Origin of the sequence: Corallococcus sp. AB018, assembly GCF_003986945.1 — a bacterium.
GTDB lineage: Bacteria > Myxococcota > Myxococcia > Myxococcales > Myxococcaceae > Corallococcus > Corallococcus exiguus.
The window spans coordinates 1-20532 of record NZ_RAWR01000112.1; the positions used below are offsets into that span (position 1 = coordinate 1).

Sequence of the window (20532 nt, forward strand, 5' to 3'; positions counted from 1 at the left end):
CGCAACGTGCTTGACGCTCTCACTGCGTCCCTTGAAGCCCATCTCCACGGCGCTCCCGCACCATCGCTGCTGCCCGGAACCTGAATCCAGCTCACGCTCGCGGTCGCCCAGCCCCCTGAACGCTTACGGATCCGGAACATGAACGTTACATGCGAGGCTGCTGCTGGCTGTTTCGAGGGGGGGATGAGATTGCCGTCCAATTGCCTATGCGATGAGGACGTGGTTGCCCTGTTCGAGGGCCGGCTGCCGGTGACGGCGAACGTCCTGGCGCATCATCATGCGGCTCGTTGCACCGCGTGCCGGGCGCTGCTGGTGACGCTCGCGCATGGAGATGCCCTGCCGCCGGAGACCCAGCCGCTGGAGGGAGGAGGGCGCTGTTCGCGTCGACCTTGCGTGACAGGCGCCACCTGGACGCCGCCGGAGGTTCTGGACGGGTTCCGGTTGGAGCGGTTGTTGGGGCGGGGCGGCATGGGGGCCGTCTACCTGGCGCGGGATGCGACGGGGGAGCGACGGGTGGCGCTGAAGGTGTGTGTCGCGCTCCAGCCGGATGCGGGAATGCTCGCGAGCTTCGCCACCGAGGCGCGCGCCATCGCACGGATCCAGCACCCGAACGTGGTGACCATGTATGGCGCGGGTGAGTTCGACGGGCGGCCGTACCTCGTCTACGAGTACGTGGACGGAAAGAGCCTGGCGGAGCTGCGGACGCCACTGCCATGGCAGCGGGTGCTCGACATCGCGGAGGGGCTCGCGTCAGGGCTGCGCGCCGCGCACCAGGGTGGGGTGCTGCACCGCGACCTCAAGCCCGGCAACGCCATCCTGAAACCTGACGGCACGGTGAAGCTGATCGATTTCGGGCTCGCGACGTTCGTGGGGCGCGGAGTCACGGCGCCTCGAGTGGTGCGGGAGGTGGTGGGGACGCCGCGCTACCTGGCGCCGGAGATCCGCATGGGCGAGTCCGCGACCCCGCGGAGTGACCTCCACGCGCTGGGGTTGCTGTTGTTCGAGCTGTGCACGGGCCGGTTGCCTCCGGCGCGGCGTGGCCCGGCGGCGCTGTTGACGGAGTGGATCCCTGGAATCAATCCGGGCTTCGCCGCCGTCATCGCGTGCTGTCTCGCGGAGGACCCCTCGGAGCGATTCGCGCAGGCGGACGTGCTCTGCGCCGTGCTGGAGCACCTGCGACCGTGGTGGTCCTCAGTCCCGCCGTGCCCAGAGCACATCCCAGGTCCAATCCGGGAAGGTCTGCCCGGGGCGGGTGATCCGCACCCGCAGCTGGGAGGCGGCGACCTGGGCCCCCTGTCGTCGCGCCTCATCGAACAGCTGGGTGCGCAGGCCGGGCACGTCCACGTAGCTCGCGAACAGCATGCCTGACTCCCCCACGGGCTCGGGCGGGGAGAGGCCTGGCTCGGCGGGCTTGAGCCCCCATTCCACCAGGACGTCCGGATACACCTCGTCCAGGTCCATCAGCTCGACACGGACGCCCCGGGCCCCACAGGGACAATGGGTTCGGGCTTCATGGGGGCACGATCAGAGCATGGGGGAGAAGGGCTTCTTGAGGGTCAGCGTGAGGCCAATCTCCCGGCCATACGGGAGGCGGCCCGACAGGTCCCGTCCGTCCTGGAAGGGGACGTTGAAGCGGAGGCCCACGGAGCCGTAGACGAAGCCGAGGAAGGGCGCCACGTGGAGCGACGTCGTGGGCCGGTGGGCCGCCGTCCCCGTTTCGTGGGCCACGCCCGCCTCAAGCCCGAAGAGCAGGAAGGTGCCCTGGACGCCGCCACACAGCCGCGCATGGTCGCCGTCCATCCACTGCCCCTGTCCAAAGACGCCCACGGCGCCCGACCTGAAGGATCTCATGCTGTTGTTGTGCATCGCCACGTTGAGCGTGGACTCCAGGCCCACGCCCCAGGTGGTGTCCTCCTGGCGGCGGCTCACGCTCAGCAGCGGGCCCACCGTGAACCAGGGTTGCGGCGAGCCGTCATAGTCAGGCGACGCGGCTGGGACCATCAGGGCGAGCAGGGCAAGGGCGTTCATCGCGCCAGGATACGCGGGAGACCCGCCATCACCCCGGTTCCCCTCCAGACACTGTCCATGCAAGGGGATGCGTTACGCTCTTCCCCATGGCTCCCTCACCCTTCCATGCGGAGTTCCGCGTACTCATCGGTCCGGACTGGGTGCCGCTTCAGTCCCTGGAGGGGCTGGAGGCCGAAGCGGTGGACATGTACCTCCGTCGCCCGTCCGTGACCTGTTGCAGCTTCCAGGGCGGATTCTTCATCGACGTGGGCGGCCACCCCTTCAGCGATGACGGCTCGGTGGACGAGTTCTGGATGACCTGGAGCTGGTTCTTCGCGCTGAAGGCGCTGCTCGATGGCGCGGCGGAGGCGGGCGCCAACCCCTGGGAAGAGTCACACATGCGGCTCTGGCGCCAGGGGGACGTCTTGAGCATGGAGGACCGGAGCGCCTCGGAGAAACCCCTCTCGCCCCGGGTCGAAGTGGCGTTTCTTCCCTTCGCCCAATCCCTGGCGCGGCAGGGGCTTGCGTTCCTCGCGTGGGCGGAGCGGGTGCTCGCGGCGCTCGACGCGCGCGAGCCTCCGGTGCCTGATGCCCTGAAGGCGGAGTTCAGCCAGGCCTTGAAGCTTCCCCGCGACGTCCTGGAAGACGTCGCCTCCAGGGTGGGCGTGACGGCTACCGGGAGATGAGGATCACATCCTCATCCTGTTCCAGCCGGTACGTTCCGTCAGGCTGCTGGCAACGCTCGGCATGCGCACGGATTCGCGCATCGAGCCTTCCCGCCTCGTCCGGGTTCAGGACCGCCAGCTGCGCGGCCGTGTAACACCCCTCCAGCACGAGGAAGCGGCAGAGCGTGTACATCTCCTCGAAGGTCTGCGCGGCGAACCCGCTCATCGTCGGGATCGCCTCGTGGGGTAGGTGCTTCCGCTGCAACTCGGCGACGACCTCCTCGCTGAAATGCAGGGAGTCGGAGAACTCACGGCACATCGCATGGGTCGGCCCGCGGGCGGCGGCCATCACAATCAGACAACTGCCGCCGGGCCGCACGAAGCCGAGCAGTCTGTCAATGAAGCCGCCCCATTCAGACACAGGGACGTGATACAGGACGTGCGAGCAGACGACGAGGTCATATCTGTTATTGGAAGCGTACCGCTCCAGGGGGACAGGGATGACCGTCGCCTTCTCATGATGGAAGCCGGAGCTCTGCTCGGGGTGGGGTTCGAGCAGGGTGAGCGAGTCGAAGTGCGGCGCGAGCCGTTCCGCGACCTTGCCCGCCCCCGCTCCGACGTCCAGCAGGGTGGGGTGCTTGGAGAGACCTGGGAGCAGTCTCTCCGTGACGATCTGGTGGAGGTTCGTTGGATGCCTTGCGGACGCCGCGAGAATGCGGAACGCCGTGGCGTACTCCTGCGGTGACATCGTGATTGCCATGATTCTCCCCGGTGTCAGGACGACTGCCGGGGAGAGGCTACCATTCCGTCGCGCGGGGGGCTCGGAGACCCGTCTTGCTAAGACTTCTTCTGGGAACGAGCCCGGGCCGGCTCGGGTGCCTTCCCCGAGGCAGCCTTCGCAGCGCCACTGACGAATTCCGCCAGGTGCTTGCCGGTCAGCGTCGACTTCGCCGCCACCAGGTCGGCCGGGGTGCCTTCGAACACGATGCGTCCGCCGTCGTGGCCCGCGCCCGGCCCCAGGTCGATGATCCAGTCCGCGTGCGCCATCACCGCCTGGTTGTGCTCGATCACGATGACGGACTTCCCGGAGTCGACCAGCCGGTCCAACAGCCCGAGCAGCTGCTCGAGGTCGGCCAGATGCAGACCGGTGGTCGGCTCATCGAGCACGTAGACGCCGCCTTCGTCCCCCATGTGCGTCGCGAGCTTGAGGCGCTGCCGCTCGCCACCCGACAGCGTGGTGAGTGGCTGGCCGAGCCGGAGGTAGCTGAGGCCCACGTCGGCCATGCGCTGAAGAATGGCGGACGCGGCCGGCGTCTGCGCCTTGCCGGAGCCGAAGAAGGCGACCGCGTCCTTCACGGGCAGGTCGAGCACCTGGGCGATGTTGAGCCCTCCGAGCTTGTACTCCAGCACCGACGCCTGGAACCGCCGGCCTTCGCAGTCCTCGCAGACCGTGGTGACGCCGGCCATCATCGCCAGGTCGGTGTAGATGACACCGGCGCCATTGCAGGTCGGGCAGGCGCCTTCGGAGTTGGCGCTGAACAGGGCGGGCTTCACGCCGTTGGCCTTCGCGAACGCCTTGCGGATCGGCTCCAGCAGGTCGGTGTACGTCGCCGGGTTGCTCCGCCGCGAGCCGCGAATCGGAGCCTGGTCGATGGACACCACCCCGTCCCGGTTGCCCACCGAGCCGTGGATCAGCGAACTCTTGCCGGACCCCGCCACGCCGGTCACCACCACCAGCACGCCGAGCGGGATGTCGACGTCGACCTTCTTCAGGTTGTGTGTGCCGGCGCCGCGCACCTTCAGCACGCCAGACGGCTTGCGCACGGACGACTTCAGGGCGACCCGGTCGCTCAGGTGGCGCCCGGTGAGCGTGTCGCTCGCGCGCAGCGCCTCGACGGTGCCTTCGAAGACCACCTCGCCGCCAGCGGTGCCGGCTCCGGGGCCCAGGTCGACGACGTGGTCTGCGATCGCGATCATCTCCGGCTTGTGCTCGACCACGAGCACGGTGTTGCCCTTGTCGCGCAGCCGCAGCAGCAGTTCGTTCATCCGCTGGATGTCGTGCGGGTGCAGTCCGACCGTCGGCTCGTCGAAGACGTAGGTCACGTCCGTGAGCGAGGACCCGAGGTGGCGGATCATCTTGGTGCGCTGCGCCTCACCGCCCGACAGCGTGCCGGCGGGCCGGTCGAGGCTGAGGTAACCCAGGCCGATCTCCACGAACGATTCGAGCGTGTGCCGCAGCGACGCCAGCAGCGGGGCGACGGATGGCGAGTCCAGGCCGCGCACCCACTCGGCCAGGTCGCTGATCTGCATCGCGCAGGCGTCGGCGATGTTGATGCCCTTGATCTTGGAGGACCGGGCGGGCGCGCTGAGCCGGGTGCCCTTGCATTCAGGGCAGGAGGTGAACGTGACCGCGCGCTCCACGAACGCACGGATGTGCGGCTGCATGGCGTCCACGTCCTTGGACAGGAACGACTTCTGGATCCGCAGGATGAGCCCCTCGTAGGTGAGGTTCATCTTGTCGACCTTCACCTTGGTCTGTTCCTTGTAGAGGAAGTCGTGAAGCTCCTGCTTGGTGTACTTGCGGATCGGCTTGTCCGGGTCGATGAAGCCCGAGGCCCCGAAGATGCGCACGAGCCAGCCGTCCACGTTGTAGCCGGGGATGGTGAGGGCGCCCTCGTTGAGCGACTTGCTGTCGTCATACAGCTGGGTCAGGTCGATGTCGCTGACCTGCCCCATGCCCTCGCACTTCGGACACATGCCGCCAGTGACGTTGAAGACCTTCTTCTCGGTCTTGCTGCCCTCGCCCTTCTCGACGGTCATCTCGCCTGTGGCGCGGACCGACGGGACGTTGAAGGAGAAGGCGTTGGACGAACCGATGTAAGGCTTGCCCAGGCGGCTGAACAGCACGCGCAGCATGGCGTTGGCGTCCGTCGCGGTGCCGACCGTCGAGCGGGAGTTCGCGCCCATGCGCTCCTGGTCGACGATGATGGCGGTCGTGAGTCCTTCCAGGACGTCGACCTCGGGGCGGCCCAGCGTGGGCATGAAGCCCTGGACGAACGCGCTGTAGGTTTCGTTGATCAACCGCTGGGACTCCGCGGCGATGGTGCCGAAGACGAGCGACGACTTGCCGGAGCCGGAGACGCCCGTGAAGACGGTGAGCCGCCGCTTGGGCAGCTCCACGCTGACGTCCTTCAGGTTGTTCTCGCGAGCGCCCTGGACGCGGATGAGGTCATGGCTGTCCGCGGGGCTCGAACGGCGCTGAGCGGCGGTCTTGTCGGAGGAGGTCATGGGTCCATTTTCTCCAGCAGTTGTTCGAGGCGGTCGACGTGCTCCGACCAGAACGCGCGGTAGTGCGCGATCCAGTCGATGAGCGGCTTCATTCCGCGTGGATCCACCCGGTAGTAGGTGCAACGCCCTTCACGCCGGCCCTTCACCAGGCCCGCGCCCTTCAAGGCAGAGAGGTGCTGGGAGACCGCGGGCTGCGAGATGTCGAATCGCGCCGTGAGGTCCTTCACCGCCGCTTCGCCACGCGTGAGTGACACGAGAATCGCCCGGCGGTTCGGGTCCGCCAGTGCCTGGAAGATCTTGTTCTCGGCCACGGCCACGCGCTGCATGCGCGACGCATAAGTTGAGGCTTATGGATAGTCAAGCATGCAGCGCGGGTCGCCGGGGATGCGTCAGAACAACTGCGAGCGCACGGGCGAGTGCATGTCGAGGAACGTCCCGTTGCCCAGCTCGCCGTCGGAGTTGCGGCCCCACGTCCAGACAGTGCCGTCCGGGCGGACCACGACCAGGTGATCACCGCTGGTGTCTGCTGCGGTGAGGCCGCCTTCCAATGCGTCGATACGCACCGGTTCATCCGAGCTGTAGGCGTCATTCCCGAGCTGACCCCAGTCGTTGCGCCCGCCGACCCACACCCCGCCTGTGAAATCCGTTGCTAGGCTGATGTCGAAGTCCGCGACGACGGTGCTCAGGTCGCGGATTGCAATGGGCTCCAGTCCTGACTCGTAGATGGGTTCCCATCCCAGCGCTTGTCCGTAGCCACTATGTCCCCACCCCAAGCCCGTGCCGTCCGAGCGCACCGCGAGAGAATGGAGTCGACCCGCAGATACGGATACTGCATCGATGATGCCCGGGACCTGGACAGGCGTTGAACGATCGATTTTGGTCCCGTCGCCCAACTGGCCGAAGCGATTCTCCCCCCACGCCCAGACGGTGCCATCGTAGCGCACCGCGAGCGAATGGCTGGAACCCGCCGAAATAGCCGTGATACCCGTCAAGCCTTGGACCTGAGTGGGAACCCGACGCGACTGGGTGGTTCCATCGCCCAATTCGCCCGATATGTTGATGCCCCAGGCCCAGACGGTACCGTCGTATTTCAGCGCCAGGGCGAAGCCACCTCCCATGGCGACAGCGCTCACGGACGTCAGCCCGGGTACCTGTCCAGGCGTCATGCGGTCGGTGTTGGTGCCGTTGCCCAGCTGGCCAAAGCTGTTGGAGCCCCAGGCCCAGACTGTTCCGTCCGAGTGAAGTGTCATGGAGGCATTGTTCTCCGCCGTTACCGCAATGACTCCTGTATGCCCGGGCACCGCTGCGGGAATCGCGCGCCGCGTGGTGGTGCCGTCGCCCAACTGGCCGTAGTCATTATCCCCCCACGCCCACACGGTCCCGTCATAGAGGACAGCCAGGGAATACTGTGGGCCAGCCGCCACGGCCACCACGCCCATGAGATTGGGTACTTGCTCGGGGACGAGGTGACGAGGAATCGCGCCGTTGGCCAACTGTCCATACATGTTGCCACCCCATGCCCAGACCGAACCGTCGGAGCGCATGGCCAAAGAATGGCCGTCGCCAGCCGCCGTGGCGACGACGCCCGTCAGCCCTGGGACCTGGATGGGCTTGGAGGTGGACACCTTGTTGCCATTTCCCAACTGGCCGGAGCCGTTGGAGCCCCATGCCCAGACGGTGCCATCGGAGCGTTGCGCGAGCACGTGGTCGTAAGCGCTGACGTCGATGATGCCCGTGAGGTCCGGGACCTGCTTTGGCGTGAGAGACCAAGTGTGGCCGACGGATCCCCATGCCCAGACGGTGCCATTCGACTTCACCGCGAGCGCTCCGTGGGGGCCCGCCGCCGCGGCCGTGATGCCCGACAGTCCTTGCACCTGCACCGGGCTGCATCGCTGGACTTCCGTCCCATCCCCCAACTGGCCACTGAAGTTGTCACCCCAGGCCCAAATGGTGCCATCGGAGCGCAGCGCCAGGGAGTAGTCGCTCCTGGCGAGCACGGCGACTACATTGGTGAGACCGGGCACCTGGGTGGGGATGAGTCGATGGGTCGTGGTTCCGTCGCCCAGCTCGCATTCGGTGTTTTCCCCCCAGGCCCACACCGTGCCGTCAGACTTCACGGCAAGGCTGAAGTACCAGCCCGCAGCGACGGAGGAGACCCCGCTCATTCCTGGTACCTGCGCGGGCGCGGTGCGGCTGTTGTGGGTGCCGTTGCCCAGCTGGCCAAAGCCGTTGGAGCCCCAGGCCCAGACGGTGCCGTCCGAGCGCACCGCCAGTGAGTGGTATGCCCCGCCCGCGACGGACACGACGCCCGACAGCCCCACCGCCTGCACTGGCGAGGAGCGATTTACGCGCGTGCCATCTCCCAGTTGGCCGGTTTCATTTATTCCAGCCGTCCAGACGGTGCCGTCCGGACGGATCGCCAGCGAATGGTCCAGGCCCGCAGCCAGCCGGGTGCGCGGGCTGGTGCGTTTGATGCCAGCGGAGGTTGTTGCGGATTCGGGAGCGGCGGCGTCCGGTTGCGGTTGCCCGCAGCCAGCGAACAGGCACAGCCCGAGCCAGACTCCGGCCAGACGCTGTCCCCAGAGGGAACTCGTGATTGTCATTGATACATCCTTGTTTTGCGTGTGAGAAATTGAACGGCTCAGTAGAACTGCGAGCGCAGCGGCACGAGCGCGTCCAGGGATGTCCCGTCGCCCAGCTGGCCGTCGGAATTACGGCCCCAGGTCCACACCGTGCCGTCCATGCGGATGACCAGCATGTGGTAGTTGCCACCTGCCGCCGCGATGACGCCGTCCGACAGGCTCGTCACTTGCACGGGCGTGTCGTCGTAAATCTCAACGGTGTCGTTGCCCCACTGGCCCCAGCTGTTGTCCCCGGCGGTCCACACCGCGCCGGTGAAGTCCGCAGCGAGCGATACGTACGGCGCTGCCGCCAGCGTGGTCAGTCCATTGAAGGGCAGGGCGCCCATGATGGGGGAGCGATAGGGGCGCATCAACTCGCCGTAGCCGTTGGCGCCCCAGCTCAGAGCTGTGCCGTTGGCACTGAGCGCGAACGAGCGGTAGGGGCCCGCGACCACGGAGACCGCGTCGGTCAGTCCCGGGCCCTGCGCGGGGGTGTACCGGTCGGTGAAGGTGCCGTCGCCCAACTGGCCCAGCCAGTTTCCACCCCAGGACAAGACGATGCCGTCGTACGTCAGCGCCAGCGAGTGGTCATCGCCCGCCGCGACGGCAATCACGCCCGTCAGCCCCGGGACCTGAAAAGCGGTCGCATGGCTCACCGTCGTCCCATCCCCCAACTGCCCGTAGTCGTTGCGGCCCCAGGCCCAGACGGTGCCGTCATGCTTCAGCGCCAGAGCGTGGGTGCCGCCGAGCGCGACGGCGGTGATGCCCTCGATTCCCTGCGCCTGGACGGGGGTGAGGCGGTCAGTGGACGTGCCATCCCCTAACTGGAAGCTGCTGTTGACGCCCCATCCCCAGACCGTACCGTTGGCGCGCAGCGCAAGAGTGGTGGCCTCGTTCGCAACGACCGTCAGCACCTCAGTCATTCCCGGCACGGCCGCAGGGAGCGCACGCCGCGTGGTGGTGCCGTCGCCCAACTGGCCGTTCCAGTTGCCACCCCAGGACCACACCGTCCCGTCGGCGCGTACCGCCACTGAGTGATGCCTGCCTCCCGCCACGGCCAGGGCCGTCCCCAGCCCCTGCACCGGCTGCGGTACGTAGTGCCGGACCACCGCGCCATTGCCCAGCTCGCCGGAGAGGTTGCCACCCCAGGCCCACACCGAACCGTCAGAGCGCAGGGCCAGCGAGTGATGGGCGGCCGCCGCCGTGGCGACGACGCCCGTGAGCCCCTGGACCTGGACGGGCGCGGAGACGTCCACGGTCGTCTTGTTGCCGATGCCCAACTGGCCATTGCCGTTGGTGCCCCAGGTCCAGATGGTGCCGTCCGAGCGCTGTGCGAGCACGTGGATGGAGGCGCTCACGTCGGTGATGCCCGTGAGCCCCGGCACCTGCACCGGGGTAGCGCCGCCCAGGCCAATGTCTCCCCAGGCCCAGACCGTGCCGTTCGACCTCACGGCCGCGGAGACGCGGTAGCCCGAGGCCATCGCGACGACTCCCGTCATGCCCGGCACCTGCACGGGGGCGCACTGCGTCTGGCCAGAGCCGTCCCCCAGCACTCCATAGGCGTTGCTGCCCCAGGCCCAGAGGGTGCCGTCGGAACGCACGGCCAGCGAGTGGTTGTATCCGCCCACGACCGCGACGACGCCGGTCAGCCCCTGCACCTTCACGGGCGTGGCGCGATCAGTCGTCGTGCCGTCGCCCAACTGGCAGTACGCGTTGTCACCCCACGCCCAGACCGTCCCGTCCGGCTTCACGGCCACGGTGTGCGCGAAGCCAGCACCCACGGAAGTGACTCCGCTGAGCCCTGCTACCTGGGTGGGCACCTTCCGGAACGTAGAGGTGCCGTCCCCCAGCTGCCCCGCCGAGTTGTCGCCCCAGGTCCACACGGTGCCGCCCGTGATCAGCGCCACGGAATGGTAGTAGCCCGCGCTGACGGACACCGCGCCCGTCAGACCCTGCACCTTCACGGGCGTGGTGCGATCCGTGAGCGTGTCGTCCCCCAATTGCCCGTCGCTGTTGCGGCCCGCTGACCAGACAGTGCCGTCCGGCCGGATGACCAGGGAGTGCCGGAAGCCTGCCGCGACCCGCGCGCGTGGACTGGAACGCTTGATGGCAGAGGTGGACGACGCCACCGCCGTCTCGTCTGACTCGGGTGGGGGTTGTCCGCAACCCATGAACAAACCCAGCCCCAACAGCATGGGCAGCCAACAGCCTGCACGGTGATTCATCCCTGTCTCCTTGAATGCCTGCCTGTCGGCTATTACGACAGTTCAAGAAAGACGGATAGGTTTGGGGGAGAGAGGCGCTGGAACCCCCGCTGATGCGAGAGAGTCGGCGCGCAATGCGTCATCACATGGGGCTCAGCCCCAGGTCGCCATCTGCTGGGCGGCCCTGGCGAGCGCCATGACTTCGTCCCGCCCCAACGTGACTTCCTGGGCGAGCAGGGCCGTAACCAGTTCGTGATCTCCGAGCACCGGGACGTTCCTCGGTGGCTCCCTCACCACGAGCTCCGCGTCCACGAAGACCAGCAGGCTTTGGACCCAGAGCGAACGGCGTCGCGTCGCCGCGAGCAGCTTCTCTCGGACCCGCTTGGCCTCTGCTTCGCCCTTCCTCACGTAGTCCTTGTTGGATCCGCCGACCTTGATGACGTCTCCGCCGACCCACACCTTCTGGCGGAGGAACTTGGTGTTGATGACGTAGACGCCCGGCGGGCCAATTACGAGGTGATCCACGTTCGCGCCGTTCTGGCCAATCCTGACGTCGTGCTGGATGAACCAGCCCTGCGCTCGTAGGGGTTCGAGCAGCCGGCCTACGCGTTCCTCGCCTTCGGCGCCGCGCCCCCAGGCCCGCTCATCGGTGTGCATTCCGAAGAGCCGCGTGAAGAAGGTCTTGATGGGCGCGGCCTTCGCGAGCGCGTTCTGCTTCTCTCGTGCGCTCTCTCCTGGCCGGCGGACGGAGTACCCCGCGGCGTTCGGATCATCCACTCCGTTGTGTTGCTTCGGCATGACACCCCCACGCATGGCCTTGGTTGAGCCGGACTGAGCATACCCCTCCGGAGGGATTCACCGGAGAGGGTGCGGAGGCCTATTTGTCCCGCCATGCCAACGCGCTCCCTTGTCGTCGTTTCATTGTGTGTCTTCCTGTCTCTCGTCACTGCCTGTCTGGGGGATGAAGGGGCCCTGGGACCCCAGATGCCTCCGGAGTCCCTTGTCACCGCTTCCGACAGCCTCGTGGGCCCGGTTGTCTGCGAGCCCGGCAGGACCTTCTGCGACGGCGCGCACCTATTCTCGTGCAGCCGCTCCGGCAGGGATGCGTTCAGCCTTGGCGCTTGTGCTGGAGGCTCGGAAAGCAATCCGGTGGGCTGCTTCACGACGGATTGTCCCGGTGGCGCCACGGCTTGCTGCCGTCTCGCGCAGCCCACTTGTGCCTGGTCATTCATGAGCCCCGCCATCTCGGGTCAGACCTATGACTTTGATGAAAAGAGAGACAAGGAAAACTATTGTGTGGCGCCTTCGACCTGCGACCAGAAGATTTTCACCTTCTTTATTGCTCCGCCAATGACGACGGGGACCTGTCCCGTGATGGCCGGCCGATCCGTGCAAGTCTTCATCGAACGCCCTCTGCCGCCGATTGGGCAGCTCTTGACGTTGCCGAATCCGCAAATCAAGGTTTATTCCGGCGGTAACCCGACCTCCTGCTCCGCGTGGAAAGGAACGTTCATCATCCACTCGGACGTTCCCCACTGGCGGGTCAGCATCGACGCGACGTGCAGTGAGCCGAATGCGCTAGACGTCCGTCTCGTGGGAACCGTCAGCGGCGACGTCTGATTCGTCTACCCTGTCCGCCACGGCCAGGACGAAGCGCGCGTAGCCCAACTCCGCCGCGTTCTTCATCAGCTCCAGGTTCACCCACGCGACGATGTCCGCGAAGGGCCTGTTCTCCAGCGGCCACCGGGTGCGCTTCGACGCATGCAGTTCGGAGTCGTCCAGTCCCATGACGGCGCTTCGCCACTGGTCGTGCAGGCGTGTGATCCATGCCTGCACGCCCTCGGCGGTTCCGGGCCAGTGCACGTCCTCGCGCTTCAGCGAACCGGTACCAAACGAGTGGTCATGCACCATCGACCACCAGAAGCCCATGTGCCAGGTCAGCCAGGCGATGGACGCGGGCCCGATGTCATAGCCCTCCGACTCCGGCCACTCCGCGTTCCAGACGCCGTCCGTGCCTTGCTCCACGTGCAGGCCCTTGCGCGCGGGCCGGAGTAGGCACTCCTGCGTGGTGAGCCCGTTGAGATGGTATTGGGTGAGTGCCCAGGCTGTATCCAGCTGGGTCAGCAACACGCTTCGAAGGCCGCCGCTCTCCTGGGGTTCCATCCATCGAGCCTTCCATGGCGGAGCACGTGCCTCAAGACCCAGCTGGGCTCCATCGGCGGGGTCATGGAGAAGCGGGCCGAAGGGGAGGTGGCCCGCGGAGTTCTTCATCCGATGGGAACCGGCGAAGGCGGACCGCCGATGAAGCTCGCGGGGGTCAACAGGTAGTGAAGGCAGAGTGCGGAGAGTCCACAGAACAGCAGCAACGCCACGGCCAGCGCGGCCCGCCGCCTCAGTGGTGAGTCCAGGCGCGAACGGAGGAGCACCGCAGGGCCGGCAACGCCCATCGCCATTGAGATGACGACACAGGTCAGTGACGCCCCGAGCCAGACAGTCGCCAGCAACCCCAGCCGCTCGGAGCCAGCCATCAGCGTGAAGCCTGATAACACCCAGAGGATCGTGAGCAGGCCCCCCACCGACAGCGTCGCTCCCAGTCGCCGGAGCCACGTGAGCCCATGAAGACGCGCGAACGCTTCGAGTCCGAGGTCCAGCGTCGCTACGAGCAACAGGGGGGCCACCAGCAAGGCGAAGGGTGTCGGAAACGCGAAGAGTGCATTGAATCCGACGACATAGACCCACGGCGCGACGAGCAGGCCCAACAGCAGTGCGCCGAGTCCCACCGCTCCCGGGTCCTTCCAACGTGCGGCGGTCATCGGCGTGTACCTCCAGGAGGAACGGGGACTCTGAACTCCCGCTCGAAGGCGATTCGGGTGACGAGCGGCACATATCCGTGTTGGAACTGAAGTTGCCACCATGCCGTGATGCCTTGTGACGCGCTGCTGTGTGTCGCTGTCTGGGGTCGCGGCGGGGTGGTCCGGTTCTACCTCCTTCCGGAGTATCCCAGACGGAGCCGTATTCGCATGATGCCCGTAGCGATAGTCTGTCCGGCATGCCGCTGAAGGTGATGACGCTCAACATCCTGATGGGAGGCGAGGAGCGAATGCCGCTGCTCCTGGCCCTCATCGCCCGTGAGCGCCCGGACGTGCTCGTGCTGCAGGAGTGCCTGGGGTGGGAGGACGGCGAGCGGCTCCGTCAGGTCGCCGCCGCGCTCAACCTCCCCGCCACCGACGCCCATGTGAGACTGGGCATCGCGCGTCCCCGTCCCAGCGGCAGCCGCTACCACGTGGCCGTCGCGAGCCGCTTGCCCCTGCGTTCGGTTCGCGCCCACGCCAATACCCACTTCATCGGCCACTGCCTCCTCGAGTGCGAGCTGGAGACGGGCGCGGAGCCGCTGACCCTCTTCGCGGCCCATTTCGACTCCCATGCTGAGACCCTGCGCTTCGTGGAGGCTCGCTACCTGCGCTCCTTGATCGAGCCCTCGGGCTTCGGTGAGCGCTCCTTCATCCTGGCTGGGGACCTCAACTCGTTGTCGCGCGCGGATCCCTACCCGGTGGACCTGGCCGACCGCGTCCGCCGCGCCAGGGTGGACAAGTATGGCCACCCGCCACGCTTCGACGTCGTCGACGACCTGGAGGGCTTCGGCTGGTTGGACACACTGCGCCTCAAGCCGGGCTCTTCCCAGTGGGCCACCGCCCGGCGCCAACGCGAGGGGGAGGTCATCGACTTCCGCACGGACTTCGTCTTCGCGTCGCCCACGCTGGCCCAGCGGCTGCTCGCTGCTCATGTGGTGGACGTGGGCACGGCCTCCGATCACCACGCCCTGACCGCGAGCTTCAGCGACGCGTGAGGCGGCTCCTCGTGAACAAGACGAGCAACCTCAGCCTCTCCGCCCAGCGTTCCGACGCAGAGATCATTTGACGCGAGCGCCGAGGCTTGATCCTCTCCGAGGATGAGCGCTCACCCCATTGAATTCGACCCACAGCTGGCCGCCCTCCTGCCCGCGCTGGAGGGGTATGTGCCCCGGCAGATGACGCTGGCGCAGCTGGAGCACTTCCGTGGCTTGAGCCGCGTGGCCCGGGAGGACCTGATTGGCGACGCGAAGGTCCACTGCGTCGATTACAGCATCCCCGGTTATCAGGGCGCAGAGATCACGGTCTCGGTCATTGCCCGGCAGGGCCACTCGGTTCCGGGGCCTGCCGTCTATTTCATCCATGGCGGCGGGATGGTGATGGGGACCCGCTTCGCGGGAGCGAAGCCGCTCGTGGACTGGGCGCTCCGTCATGACGCGGTCTGCGTGACGGTCGAGTACCGGCTGGCGCCCGAGCATCCGGCGCCGACCCTGGTGGAGGACTGTTACGCCGGGCTGCTCTGGATGGCTGCGAACGCCGACCGGCTGCGGTTTGATCCGAAGCAGTTGGTCATCTTCGGCGGGAGCGGCGGTGGCGGGCTCGCGGCCGGAACCACGCTCCTGGCCCGGGATCGGCACGGCCCGAAGCTGTTGGGTCAACTGCTGCAATGCCCGATGCTGGATGACCGCAACGAGACGGAATCCGCCCGTCGGTATGACGGCGTCGGAGTCTGGGACCGCACCAGCAATCTGACGGCCTGGCGCGCGGTGCTGGGCGAGCGCTGTGGGGGCCCGGACGTGTCTCCCTATTCAGCGCCCGCGCGCGCCACGGACCTGCGGGGGCTGCCGCCGACCTTCATCGACGTCGCGGCAGGGGAGACGTTCCGGGATGAAGCCGTCGCATATGCGCGCGGCATCCTTGATGCCGGCGGCGAGTGCGAACTGCACGTCTGGGGCGGAGCCTTCCATGGCTTCTACGACATCGCCCCCCAGTCTGACGTGGCGCGCGCCTGCATTTCGACGCGCGACGCGTGGCTGGGACGGATGTTCGCCCGCGGTGTTGCGAGCGGGGGCACACTGCCTGTCCCATGAGTGTGCATCCCTCTGCGCGCCTGCGCCCCGCCCGCCTCGACGAGATCGCGCGTGTGCGCGAAATCGAGCGCCTCTCCGCGCGCCGTTTCCTGGGCACGGACCTCGCGGCCCTGGTGGAGGATGAACCCACCGACTCGGCCACGCTCGCGGCCCGCATCGCCACGGGCGGGCTGACCGTCGCGGAAGGGGAGGATGGGCGTCCGGTCGCATTCCTGATGGCGCGACCCGTGGAGGGTTGCGGTTACATCGAGCAACTGGACGTTCTGCCGACCCATGCCGGACGGCGGTTGGGCGCCGCGCTGATTTCGGCCCTCGAGCCGGCATGGCCCGCCCTGTTGCTCTCCACCTTCCGCGACGTGCCGTGGAACGCGCCCTACTACGCGCGGCTGGGCTTCCGGGTCGTCGAGACCCTGACGCCGGCCCTGGAGGTCATCCGGGCCGAGCATCTTGCACGGGGGCTCGACGAGAGCCGGCGGGTGTTCATGCGCAAGGACAGGATGCCCTGATCACGGTTGTGCCACGCCCGTCTCGTACGCCTTGCGGACGGTCTGGGCACAGGCGCGTGACTTCTCGCCCTCCTCGTTGCCGAGCTGACGGCTGCGAGCCAGGACCATGTACCGGGTCCTGGCCGCGTTCACCCAGGGATAGAAGCCGAACGCCCCCGCCGACGAGTGGCCCGTCACGGTCCAGGAGCTGCCGACGGTCTCTCCTTCAATCCAGTGCCCGAGCCCGTAGTACGCCTCGCCCGCGGCGGACCACGGCGTGTAGGCCACGTTGGGTCCTCCGGACCAGGCGGGGACGGAGTCCACGGTCAGCTTGGAGGACAGCGCGTACTGGGTGTTGATCATCTTCAGCAGGAAGACGCGGTACTGCGCCGCGCTGCCGGAAAAACCTCCAGCCACGGCGACGTCGCTGTCGGACTCCGGGAAGGTGGTGCCCAGCAAGGGATTGAGCCAATCCATGACGCTCAGGAGGCCGGTGCCCTTGCGCGCGCCGATGTCATCCAGGGCCAGCTTCTGCATGTGCCCGCCGTTGTAGAAGAAGCGGCCGTTCTGGAGCGGGCGATAGGTGACGTCCTTGAAGGACGGCCCGTAGCACGCGGAGACGGTCGTCCCGGCGGCGTCACACAGGGTGGTGTTCTCGTCGATGTATCCGCTGGTGAAGTTGAGCCGCTTCTTGTCGTCCGAGGTCAGGTTCGCGTAGCCCTTGGACTGCACGTAGGCCCCTGCGTACAACCACTTGCTCGCGGACGCGATGGGCATCACCGTCGTGGCCGTGACGCCGCTGCCCTTCGTGAGGCCGTAGAGCAGCCCGGACCCGTTGCCAATCTCCCAGTAGAAGTTCCCGAGCGGTTTGCAGCCCGCCGCGTTGTTGGCCGTATCCAGCGCGGCCTGCTCGTACACGGTGAGGGCCGCCTGGGACGTTCCCCAGGTCACGCCATCACTGGAGTCGAGCGTGTCCTCCGGGTTTCCACAGCCGGCGGTGCCCAGGGCCCACAGCGCGCACGCCCAGATGAACTGCGTCGTTCCGCTTCGCTTCATGGGGAATTCCTCCAGGAAAGCCCCCATGAACCCGGACCGCGCGCGGAAGTTGCGCGGGAAACGCGCTCAGAATCTGAAGTTCCACCCGGCCAAGTGCTGCAGGTCGCGGGCGCCGCCGTGGGGGATGCGCTCCGGCACGGGCTGGCCGTGCGCGGGGGCGGGGACATCCATCGCGATGCGTTTGACCCCAGGAGTCTTGTCGAGACCGCTGCACCAGGTCTGCCAGCGCTCGCCATTCAGGCGGTCCCGGAAGCCGATGACTGTCAGCTGGTCCGCCGTGGGCGGAGTGGGGGAGAGCAGGTCGAGGAACTCCATCCGGCCCCGGCCGTCGGTGCGCACCTCATGGCAATAGGCGGCACCCCACAGGTCCTCGCGGAAGCGAATGGCATACACGCTGCCCGGGGCTGGCGGGCCGGGGATGGACTTGGGCCGGGCGCCGGCCGGGCTGTCCGTCTTGCGGCGCGCGGTAGGCGCTGGTGGTGGCGGGGTGGGCTCCGCCTTCGGTCGCTCGAGATGGCCGAACAGCGTGGCCACCAGCGTCTCCTGGAGGCCCTCCTTCGCCGACCACCACGCCAGCGGTGCTGGCACCTCCACGCGGACCGATGGGCGCTGGTCGCGCTCGATGGCGGTCGTGAAGCGGGTCATCAGGCCCGGGTGCTCGGGCGTCTGCAGGATGCCGATGAACGCGAGCGCTTCCAGCACGGTCCCGCAGCGCGAGGGACGGCTGGCGCTCAGGAGTCCGGCCTTGTGGAGCGCGGTGCGCGCCTGGCTGTAGCGTGCCGTGGAGGGAAGGCCGCGCAGCAGGTCGAGCACCTGGTGGAACACCCAGACGTCTCGCGGCGTGGGCTTCGGCCAGGCGGACGGTGGACTGGCGATGGCGGCGTTCAGTGCGAGGACGCCGTCGGCCGGTTGGGCGTCACCCCAGCCCGCGCCCTCCAGGTGACGGAAGTACGCGGCCTGGGTGGTGTCGATGACGTCCGCCTTGAAGAAGCAGACACGGCAGCTGCCGCCGCCCATGGGGTCCTCGGCGTGGACCGGCATGGCGCGCCCGAGGACAGCGGCGGGCAGCACGGTCAACCAGGCGAGGTCGGCGGACCCCATCGAGGCCACGAACGCATCCGCCGCGGGACGCAGGTCGCACGCCGCGGCGGACTTGCGCAACCGGGTGATGACCTCGTCATGACCCCACTGGATGAAGACATTGGGCACCAGCCCGGTGTCCCTCAGTTGCTGATGCTCCGCCTCCGTGAAGGTGGAGGGGATCCGATGGCTGTAGCGGCCCTCCGCATCGAAGTGGCTGTTGCGGGAGTCGTAGACTCGGGCCAGCAGGGCCATGACGGAGGTATCGGGCTGGGTCATCTCAAGGGTGCGGCGCGGGAAGAAGCCCCCGTTCTATCGTAGAGAGAGGCTGTCACGTCACGGCCAGAAGCGGACCAGTCCCGGCTCCGGCACCGTCTTCGCGAGCAGACAGCCATTGGGCTCACGGATGAAGCCAGACACGGAGTTCAGCCGGACGTCCAACCGGAGGATGCCGTTGGTGCCAAACCCCGGGTCCACCGGCCCGTGCCGGGTGAAGCGCACCACCGCCAGCCCTCCACCCCCCTCAATCTGTCCCACCGTGTAGGGCGTGCCTGCGTCATCGAAGAACAACTCATTGGCCGAGCCGATGGCGAGCTGGCGCGGCGGCATCGTGGTGCTTCCCGTGCCGAAGTAGATGCGCGTGCCGGTCTCGTCGTACCACTGCACGAGGAGGTCATAACCGGGGGCATACGTGTTGAGGAGTGAGACGAACCGGCCGTGCCCGTCCGTGGCGACGTTCCGATGGAGATTGGGGCTGCTTTCCACCGACCACCTGGCCTGCCCGGTCTTGCCGTCCATGCGGACGAACCCCAGTCCGTGGTTGCCCGGGCTGCCACTGTCGAAGAGCGAGACGGCGATGACCACGGTTCCGTCCTTCGTCTGGAGGGCCTCGCGTAGGTTGTTGAAGCGCTGTTCATAGGCCGGGAGCGCGTACGTTGCCCGCCCCTCCGTCCCGAACCCCGCGACAGGCCTGCCATCCGCTTCCCACCGTTGCACGGCGTAGACGTAGGGTCCGCTTTGGGTCAGGTCGTAGTCGTAGTACGTCAGGGCCACCGACACCCGGCCCGCCTCGTCCGCGAGGAGCTTCACCAGGGAGCGGGGCGCGGCATTGAACCGCGTCGAAACGACGCCCTCGTCCCCGAAGCTCGTATCGAGCATGCCCGTGGCGAGGTGGCGCGAGACGAGGAAGGTGCAGGGGGTCGCGTTGTCGCCGTCGTGGCAGTCGGCGGCGGTGCCCGCCACGAGGCTTCCTCCCGTAGGCAGGGCCTTGAACGCGAGCATGCGAGACACCGCCGGACGCGTGTGCGTCGCCGACCCGAGCATCCCGAACGTCAGGTCCGGGATGCCGTCCGCATGGTGGCGCTCGAGCACGAAGCCCTGGGCGCTCGGCCAGGAGGCGTTGGCGATGGGATAGGCCGTGAGCAGCTTGCCGTCCGGCGATACATCGAGGAACCGCGACCCATCCGCCCAGCCCAGGGGCACCACGGGGAAGGTGGGGTCCAGCGTGAAGGAGGGGCCCGCGACCAGCATCCGCAACGGACGCGAGGTGGACCGGCCCTCCGCGGTGGCCACCAGCGTGGCGTCAAGGCGGGTCCCCGGCCCGACGCGCCCGGACACACTCACGACCAGCGCCGCCGCGCTCGTGCCCTCCGACACATTCCGGTCGGCCACGAAGAACTCGGAGGGCAGGCCACGGATGGAAAGGGTGACGGGACCGGTGAAGCCCTCGTGCCGCTCGACGCCGACGCGCAAGACCGCGAAGTCGTCGCCGCGCACGAGCAGCTCGGACGGGGCGCTCAGGTCGACAGGCAGGGGCAGGGGCACGTCCGGGCCGGCATCCGGAGCGCCGGCATCCGCCGTGCCGGCATCCGTTACACCGCCATCCGCGGGGCCCGCGTCGGGGGATTCGACGATGCCCCCCGCATCGCAGGTGGCGCCGGCACACGAGGCGTCGGGCGTCGTCACGGTGGACGCATCCTGACCGCCCGCATCTGCCTGGGGTTCGACGGGGCCGGGCTTCTGGATGGGCTCCTCGTCACCACAAGCGGTGGTGAGCGGGAGGATGAGGGCGAGCGCGACGAAGAGGGCTCGCCGGCACTGGGGAGGACGGGAGGGCTGGGGCCGGTGGGTCATGGACGGGAGCAGGTACGGGTGTACCTGCCTATACGTCATGCCCACCGGTCCCTG

The 20532-nt window shown here is 67.7% G+C and carries 18 protein-coding genes; 6 read left to right on the forward strand and 12 right to left on the reverse strand.

Going from position 1 to position 20532, the window contains the following annotated elements; genetic code table 11:
• Positions 1-219: 219 nt before the first annotated feature.
• On the forward strand, positions 220-1368 hold the full coding sequence (locus tag D7Y11_RS23380) for a serine/threonine-protein kinase (protein WP_158641989.1): 1149 nt from the start codon (positions 220-222) through the stop codon (positions 1366-1368).
• A gap of 156 nt (positions 1369-1524) precedes the next feature.
• Here the strand turns inward: D7Y11_RS23380 and D7Y11_RS23390 are convergent, their stop codons facing one another.
• Positions 1525-2028 carry a hypothetical protein gene (locus D7Y11_RS23390; RefSeq protein ID WP_126934834.1) on the reverse strand — a complete coding sequence of 168 codons (504 nt, stop codon included), beginning with the start codon at positions 2026-2028 and terminating at the stop codon, positions 1525-1527.
• 86 nt (positions 2029-2114) lie between these two features.
• Between D7Y11_RS23390 and D7Y11_RS23395 the strand changes: the two genes are divergently transcribed.
• On the forward strand, positions 2115-2693 hold the full coding sequence (locus D7Y11_RS23395) for a hypothetical protein (RefSeq protein ID WP_121751366.1): 579 nt from the start codon (positions 2115-2117) through the stop codon (positions 2691-2693).
• On the opposite strand, the gene D7Y11_RS23400 is transcribed toward D7Y11_RS23395, so the two are convergent.
• The 6 genes from D7Y11_RS23400 to D7Y11_RS23425 all read right to left on the reverse strand — a co-directional run bounded on the left by D7Y11_RS23400 (position 2680) and on the right by D7Y11_RS23425 (position 11583).
• On the reverse strand, positions 2680-3432 hold the full coding sequence (locus D7Y11_RS23400) for a bifunctional 2-polyprenyl-6-hydroxyphenol methylase/3-demethylubiquinol 3-O-methyltransferase UbiG (RefSeq protein WP_126934835.1): 753 nt from the start codon (positions 3430-3432) through the stop codon (positions 2680-2682). The two genes, D7Y11_RS23395 and D7Y11_RS23400, sit on opposite strands and share 14 nt — an antisense overlap.
• Positions 3433-3509: 77 nt before the next feature.
• Entirely contained in the window at positions 3510-5960 is a 2451-nt protein-coding gene (locus tag D7Y11_RS23405) for an excinuclease ABC subunit UvrA (protein WP_126934836.1), read from the reverse strand.
• On the reverse strand, positions 5957-6286 hold the full coding sequence (locus tag D7Y11_RS23410) for a helix-turn-helix transcriptional regulator (protein WP_126934837.1): 330 nt from the start codon (positions 6284-6286) through the stop codon (positions 5957-5959). Before D7Y11_RS23410 ends, D7Y11_RS23405 begins: the two co-directional genes overlap by 4 nt.
• A 63-nt stretch (positions 6287-6349) precedes the next feature.
• On the reverse strand, positions 6350-8563 hold the full coding sequence (locus D7Y11_RS23415; RefSeq protein WP_121751364.1) for an RCC1 repeat-containing protein: 2214 nt from the start codon (positions 8561-8563) through the stop codon (positions 6350-6352).
• A gap of 38 nt (positions 8564-8601) precedes the next feature.
• Entirely contained in the window at positions 8602-10806 is a 2205-nt protein-coding gene (locus D7Y11_RS23420) for an RCC1 repeat-containing protein (RefSeq protein ID WP_121751363.1), read from the reverse strand.
• Between the two features lie 132 nt (positions 10807-10938).
• The gene (locus D7Y11_RS23425) at positions 10939-11583 is read right to left on the reverse strand and encodes a nuclease-related domain-containing protein (RefSeq protein WP_158641990.1); all 645 of its coding nucleotides are present in this window, start codon (positions 11581-11583) and stop codon (positions 10939-10941) included.
• 432 nt (positions 11584-12015) lie between these two features.
• On the opposite strand from D7Y11_RS23425, the gene D7Y11_RS23430 reads away from it, so the two are divergent.
• Positions 12016-12405 (forward strand): hypothetical protein, encoded by a 390-nt coding sequence (locus tag D7Y11_RS23430; RefSeq protein ID WP_126934839.1) that lies wholly within the window; start codon positions 12016-12018, stop codon positions 12403-12405.
• On the opposite strand, the gene D7Y11_RS23435 is transcribed toward D7Y11_RS23430, so the two are convergent.
• Together D7Y11_RS23435 and D7Y11_RS23440 are read right to left on the reverse strand one after the other, a co-directional pair.
• On the reverse strand, positions 12364-12948 hold the full coding sequence (locus D7Y11_RS23435; protein WP_126934840.1) for a DinB family protein: 585 nt from the start codon (positions 12946-12948) through the stop codon (positions 12364-12366). The genes D7Y11_RS23430 and D7Y11_RS23435 overlap by 42 nt on opposite strands.
• Before the next feature lie 104 nt (positions 12949-13052).
• Entirely contained in the window at positions 13053-13598 is a 546-nt protein-coding gene (locus D7Y11_RS23440; protein ID WP_126934841.1) for a hypothetical protein, read from the reverse strand.
• 236 nt (positions 13599-13834) lie between these two features.
• Between D7Y11_RS23440 and D7Y11_RS23445 the strand changes: the two genes are divergently transcribed.
• From D7Y11_RS23445 to D7Y11_RS23455, 3 genes are all read left to right on the forward strand, one after another.
• Positions 13835-14632, forward strand: a complete 798-nt coding sequence (locus tag D7Y11_RS23445; RefSeq protein ID WP_126934842.1) for an endonuclease/exonuclease/phosphatase family protein — start codon at positions 13835-13837, stop codon at positions 14630-14632.
• A gap of 102 nt (positions 14633-14734) precedes the next feature.
• Positions 14735-15724 (forward strand): alpha/beta hydrolase, encoded by a 990-nt coding sequence (locus tag D7Y11_RS23450; RefSeq protein WP_120578734.1) that lies wholly within the window; start codon positions 14735-14737, stop codon positions 15722-15724.
• The gene (locus D7Y11_RS23455; protein WP_120578733.1) at positions 15721-16230 is read left to right on the forward strand and encodes a GNAT family N-acetyltransferase; all 510 of its coding nucleotides are present in this window, start codon (positions 15721-15723) and stop codon (positions 16228-16230) included. Before D7Y11_RS23450 ends, D7Y11_RS23455 begins: the two co-directional genes overlap by 4 nt.
• On the opposite strand, the gene D7Y11_RS23460 is transcribed toward D7Y11_RS23455, so the two are convergent.
• The 3 genes from D7Y11_RS23460 to D7Y11_RS23470 all read right to left on the reverse strand — a co-directional run bounded on the left by D7Y11_RS23460 (position 16231) and on the right by D7Y11_RS23470 (position 20517).
• Complete coding sequence (locus tag D7Y11_RS23460) at positions 16231-17265, reverse strand: hypothetical protein (RefSeq protein ID WP_126934843.1); 1035 nt, start codon at positions 17263-17265, stop codon at positions 16231-16233.
• Positions 17266-17331: 66 nt separating this feature from the next.
• Complete coding sequence (locus D7Y11_RS23465) at positions 17332-18624, reverse strand: hypothetical protein (protein ID WP_126934844.1); 1293 nt, start codon at positions 18622-18624, stop codon at positions 17332-17334.
• A gap of 57 nt (positions 18625-18681) precedes the next feature.
• Complete coding sequence (locus D7Y11_RS23470) at positions 18682-20517, reverse strand: hypothetical protein (RefSeq protein WP_126934845.1); 1836 nt, start codon at positions 20515-20517, stop codon at positions 18682-18684.
• Positions 20518-20532: the final 15 nt, after the last annotated feature.